The organism is Thermogutta sp. (assembly GCF_039793925.1).
GTDB lineage: Bacteria > Planctomycetota > Planctomycetia > Pirellulales > Thermoguttaceae > Thermogutta.
In genome coordinates, this window is the sequence record NZ_JBAMME010000239.1 from 1 (window position 1) to 5270 (window position 5270).

The 5270-nt window shown below is 58.6% G+C and carries 4 protein-coding genes; 3 read left to right on the plus strand and 1 reads right to left on the minus strand.

Annotation, left to right across the window (positions count from 1 at the left end; all coding sequences use genetic code 11):
- Positions 1 to 483, plus strand: a 483-nt coding sequence (locus tag ABJK56_RS11070; protein WP_347244730.1) for a hypothetical protein, incomplete at its 5' end; no start/stop codon positions are given.
- Positions 484 to 907: 424 nt separating this feature from the next.
- On the opposite strand, the gene ABJK56_RS11075 is transcribed toward ABJK56_RS11070, so the two are convergent.
- Positions 908 to 1198: a hypothetical protein gene (locus ABJK56_RS11075; RefSeq protein ID WP_347244731.1), complete on the minus strand. Its 291-nt coding sequence runs from the start codon at positions 1196 to 1198 to the stop codon at positions 908 to 910.
- A gap of 397 nt (positions 1199 to 1595) precedes the next feature.
- On the opposite strand from ABJK56_RS11075, the gene ABJK56_RS11080 reads away from it, so the two are divergent.
- Both ABJK56_RS11080 and ABJK56_RS11085 read left to right on the plus strand, forming a co-directional pair.
- Positions 1596 to 2399: a glycosyltransferase family 2 protein gene (locus ABJK56_RS11080; RefSeq protein WP_347244732.1), complete on the plus strand. Its 804-nt coding sequence runs from the start codon at positions 1596 to 1598 to the stop codon at positions 2397 to 2399.
- Positions 2396 to 4066, plus strand: coding sequence for a hypothetical protein (locus tag ABJK56_RS11085; RefSeq protein ID WP_347244733.1), 1671 nt, complete (start codon positions 2396 to 2398; stop codon positions 4064 to 4066). Before ABJK56_RS11080 ends, ABJK56_RS11085 begins: the two co-directional genes overlap by 4 nt.
- Positions 4067 to 5270 lie beyond the last annotated feature (1204 nt).

Consider the following 5270-nt stretch of genomic DNA (forward strand, 5'->3'; position numbering starts at 1 on the left):
GACCAAATCACTGCGGCCCGCGGGGCAGGCGATTTGTTTTTGGACGACGTGTACACCCATTTCCTGGACATCAACGGTCAAAACGTTTGGGCAAGAGGATTGAACATGGAGCACGGAGTGGATTTTCAGAACGACGAATGCCCTCGCCCGAACACAATCAATAACGGCGGCAATCTGTGGGTGCTGGGGCTGAAGACGGAACAACCTCGCACCAAAGTGCGCAATGTGAATCGTGCGAAGAGCGAGATTTACGGCTATATACTGGCCAATACCGGTTTGAATCCCTTGCCAATGTTCGAAAACTATGACTCTTCGATCTCGATCAGTATCGTCGAATCCGTGCTTCGCCGAGCGCCTTTTGAGATAATTCTGCAAAGCTTCTGTGGAGGGGTTAGCAGTCAGGGAGATCGTGCAATGCTCGGTGCGCAGGGAAGTGAAGGAGCGGCAGTGCCTCTGATGACGGCTTCATGCAGCGAGAAATGATGGCTCTGTTATGTCGGGGCGGGGGTAGCCCATAGCACTACTTGGCCTACCTTCACGACGGCTTTAGCGGCGGCTCTTCCCCCGGCTCCAGCGGCAGCGGCATGTTTCGCTTCGCCTACAGCGAGTAGGAACTGCCATTTGCCGCAGGTGCAGGTAGCGCCCTGCAACAGGATGGACCGCTAGCCGCCCATGGAGCGGTTTCCGCCCCTGGTCGATTGGACTCGGAAGTGATCAGCCGGGATCGTCTTCTGCCAAGGGCTGCAGAGCGACCCGGGAACGTTGCCAGCAGGTCCCATCGCGAGTGAGCGGATCTGCGGAGCGAGTAGACCACGGTATTTGGAACAGTCGGCCGGCGGAACCTGTTGGTGGTGTTCGCCGTGTTGATGATGCTGGGCGTCCTCCTGGGCAAGGTGGAGAAGCTTTGCTATTCGTTGTTGTGGATGGTGTACGGAAGCTGGAGAAAAATCGTCCGTTTGGGACAGCCTGCAATCCCTTTTCCGACATTGCCATTTTCGCTCCATACCACACTCGTACGGGCCGTCTTATACGATATTGGCAACGAGGTGTGGCTCCCCACGCTGAAGGGGTCCCCGCGTAGTTCGTAGCATTGTCCGAGTGAGGCCGCACTCGCAGCTTGCCGCTCCCTGATCACCAGGGGACCACTTTCGGCAGACATTCCCGCGATGCCTCGTCCTTCGCGAGAAACCACGTCCATGCTCTTCTCTTCCCACGCCATCGGGTTCTCGGCCTAGCCGAGCCAGACTGCCTCAGATACCAAAGAAATGATCGGCCCGTACCGACGGCAAGAGTCGCTGTTGCGGTAACCAGGCAAAACGCCCGCAGATGAAAAGATCACTGATGTGATGGCAAAAAAATCCCAGACACCTATGTAAGGGTCGAACGATCGTGGCGTCAATCCCATATCGACTCCCCTTGGTCGCCTGGCCTGGCGGGTAAGCGACTGGTTCTTCGGCTCGACTGCTCGGACCGAAATCCGGCCCATCGTTGAGGGACAGAGCGAAGCTATTTCGCGTTGATTCGCCACCTTTGCGAAAGATCGTGGGTTCAGTAAAGCATTCGCTGTTTGTCTGCGATGCAGCAGGAGCAGTGAGATGCACCCCGCTATAACGGGAGCGGAGGAGGTTCCAGCCGCTGCACGAGGGCTGCCAATGCTCCATGAAGTCATGGTCGTGATTCCCGCTTTCAACGAAGAGGTTTCGCTTCCGTTGGTGTTGAGGGACGTCCCCAAGGTGCAGCGGGTAATCGTGGTCGACAACGCGTCTACCGATGCGACTGCCGCCGACGCCTCTGCCCACGGGGCGACCGTCGTGCACGAGCCGACGCGGGGTTACGGGGCAGCCTGCTTGCGAGGTTTTGCTGCCATCCGTGAGTTCATCGACGCTGGCGAGCCACCGCCACGGGTGGTCGTATTCCTTGATGCGGACTTCAGCGACCACCCAGAGTTATTGCCCGACCTGGTGGAGCCAATCTTCAGCGGGCGTGCTCAGTTCGTGCTCGGCTCTCGTCTGCAAGGCCAGCGAGAGCCGGGGGCAATGCCGCTGCAAAGTGTGCTTCGTAACCGCCTCGCGTGCTTTCTCTTGCGGTGCCTCTTCGGTTTTCATTACACCGACCTGGGCCCCTTTCGTGCGATCGAGTACCGGGCCCTGTGCAACCTCGGTATGAGTGGCCGCGGCTTCGGGTGGACGATCGAGATGCAAATTAAGGCCGCGCGGCTTGGCCTGCGCACCGTCGAGATTGCGGTACCGTATCGTCGCCGTGTCGGGCAGAGGAAGATCAGTGGGACTTTTTCGGGGTCCCTGAAGGCTGGCGTCAAAATCCTCTACACAATTGCCAAGTACGCATTTGTGCCTGTCCGACCAGCAGAATTCGATTCCGAACCCAGGGTAACGCCGTGAGCCACAACTTGGAACTGACTCCCGGATCGGTGCGTGAAGGATTTTGGATTCGGATCCTTGTCGTTTTAGCGCTTTTGCTGACAGGTGTGTACACCGGGCTGGCGGTCCTCAGTTTTCGCTTCACACCGGACATACCGGGCACTGAACGGCCGGTCCTCACAGTACTCGCCTTGTTGGCATTCGCGTTTGCTCTATACCTGGCTGCAATCTTCGTCGCGTTACGATTCAGGGATTGCAAGTTGCTATCGACTGTTGTTGTCCTGGCGAGCGTTGTGTTCCGTGCTGTTTCGCTATACTCCTGGCCGATCCTGGAGATTGACATCTACCGCTATATCTGGGACGGAACGGTCACGACGGAGGGCATCAGCCCGTACCGCTATAGCCCACAGCAAGTTTATGCGGCGACGCCTCAAACAAGTATTCCCGACGACCTCGATCGTCTGGTGAGGTTGCGATCTATCGATCCAGTCCTGGAGACAATTCTTTCCCGTGTCCACTTCAGTGAGCTACCTACGATTTATCCGCCGGTCAGTCAAGCGGTATTTGGTGCGGCTGTCTATCTCACGCCGAAGAGTTCCAGTGTGTTGGAACGCATCGTGGGCATGAAGGCGGCTTTCGTGCTGTTCGACCTGGGGACGCTGGCAGGCGTTGTCGCGCTTCTCCGTCTGACAGGAACACATGTTGGTTGGTCGGTCGCCTATGGATGGTGTCCGCTGGTCATCAAGGAGATTGCCAATACAGGCCATCTGGATTCCTTGGCGGTCTTTCTCACGATTCTGGCTTTGTTTTTCGCGGTGAGACCGTTGGCCAGCCGCAACTCGGCGGCGTGGGGTCGAACATACACCTTTCTCTGCGCCGTGTTTCTGGCTCTGGCAGTCGGGTCTAAGTTGTATCCAGTTGTGCTCGCTCCGGTGTTCGCCGCAGTCTGGATGCGATCGGTCGGTTGGCGCTGGGCCTCGGCCGCGGCCCTCGCATTTGTGACGGCCGCAACAGTCGTCCTGTGGCCGATGATTCCCTCGAAAGAAGCCTCGCCACCCGGCTATTCCAGCAGCATGGTCGCGGGCGCAGACGGGTCGCTTCCCCCACCGCCAGTCGATACGGCAACGACTCCCCAAGCCCCGACTAGCGGCCTTACCGCATTCTTCCGGCACTGGGAGATGAACGATTTCTTGTTCTTGCTGATCGTTGAGAACCTCAAACCGTCGGCGGAGGTGAAACCGGAGCAGCGGCCGTGGTTCTCCATAATGCCCGATGCCTGGAAGGCCGGGCTGCTGGCGATCCCTTCGCGTTGGCTTGAAACCGACCTGGCGCGGACGGCCTTTCTGGTAGCCCGCTTCCTCACGGCACTGGCCTTTCTGACGATCCTGGCCGTTCTCGTTTGGCGGACGAGGCTTTCCGAATCCCCAGCAGCCTGGCTCCGAGTCGCGTTTCTCGTTTTGGCCTGGTTCTGGCTTCTTTCCCCAACTCAGAATCCTTGGTACTGGACCTGGGCCTTGCCGCTGGTGATGTTCGCGCGCAGCAAGGCCTGGTTAGCCGTTAGTGGACTGGCGATGATTTACTATCTCCGTTTCTGGCTTATCCACCACTGGCCCGATTGGCCTGTCCCCGGCACGCCATACTCTTGTGCCGTTTTCTTTGGCCTTGTGGTCACGTGGATTGAATTCTGACCTTGGCTAGTTTGGCTAGCGTGGGAAGCGGCTCATCGGCGCGCCGTCCCGCCAGATATCAGCACCGCAGTGAATTTAGCACAACCAATTGAAACGGAGTGGCGATTACCATGACGCATCGAATCTTGGCATGCAGCCTCGCGGTAGTAGTCGGACTGGCAACTCTGGGCTGCGAAAACACCAGGCACACCCACACTACAACATGGAGCCAACCGACGGTGACTTCGCCGGCACAGCTACCGACGGTGGCTCGGGCACAAAGGCCCCGGCAGAACCTGAGTCCCCGCGAGCTCGGGACCAACCGGCTCGGGATCGAGGTAGGCATGGCAGGAATCTGCCGCACAGCTTCCAGGTTCTGCGGGCTCCGAGCGCATTCTTGGCGCGAGCGGAACCCGCGGAGACAACCGATAAAGTCAACCCTTTCTAAGAAGTGCGACTTGATGACCTTCAATCGCGTTGGGCCAAACTAAGGAGCAGTCAAGGAAACAACCGACGCGACTAATGCTTGCCACCGACGTGCATCGCACCCGCTCGGGGGTAGTCAGGCAAGCTTGAAAATGTGGATCCACGTGCGCGGTGCCCATCAAGGCTGTGGCTAGCGACTGTTGCCCGGTGCGCTTTCCTTTCCCTGACTGGGCTGCCTGCCGCATGACGATGTCCAAGATCATGGGACGCGGTGTTGGCACGAATACTCGAGCGACCTGGGTCACCAGCGAAGCGCTTTATGGCATTGTGTACGCGTGAAAGCCGCGGTTGGTCGCGAATTCGCCCGAGTGTTTGATCGCAAGGTACTTGAGTCATAAGGGGTGTTCCTCAGGTTCCAGGCGGTCTGGATTTGGCGGATCGCTTGGAGTCGACTTGGAAGGGTGCGGAACATCTCAGCCCGCCATTGATACACCGCAACGGCGCAAGACTTAATCCCTGGTGAGCCAAAACCCGCTCGTCGGGGTCGACCCCTGCAACCGGACCTCGCTGCCGAGGAGACTCCGAACTGGCCTCCGAATCACTGGATCGTGACGTCGGCGATAGCATTTGCCAGTGCGGCTGTGTTAAGCGATCTGTCGGTGCTGTGCCCGTTCGACTAGCATTTGCGGCGTCTTCGTCACGCGGCCCGCGAGCGTCTCGAGCACCAACCGCGGAGCTGGCTGGACCCGCCCCGGCGCTTTTTTAGGAAGCATGAAATCGGATCTAGACCGCGTTGCGA